Origin of the sequence: Neisseria sp. P0008.S010 (genome assembly GCF_051962715.1) — a bacterium.
Lineage (GTDB): Bacteria > Pseudomonadota > Gammaproteobacteria > Burkholderiales > Neisseriaceae > Neisseria > Neisseria elongata.
Genome location: NZ_JBQCVA010000366.1, coordinates 1 through 251 on the forward strand (window position 1 = coordinate 1; position 251 = coordinate 251).

Here is a 251-nt window from a genome sequence, read left to right on the forward strand (position 1 = left end):
ATTCTTATAAGCAATCTTATCATGAGATCTAACAACAACTGGGGTAACAATTCCGTGAAGTGTATCTATATTAATGGGATTATTTGCATTTGAGGAAATAATATTGCTTGCATGATAGAAGGATCGAGTTAGGATACTCTCCCCGTCTACACTGTTATTTTGGTAATCCTTTTCTAGCTCATATACCCGTCCTTCTAACTTCTTTAGACGGTTTTGTAAGAAGTAATTTTCACGTAAAATATGATCCATAT

1 protein-coding gene is annotated in these 251 nt (G+C 33.9%); it reads right to left on the reverse strand.

Translation table 11 applies throughout. The features are described from left to right. Nucleotides 1-251: hypothetical protein (locus ACTHSL_RS13945; protein WP_440381745.1), on the reverse strand; the 251-nt coding region annotated here is incomplete at both ends.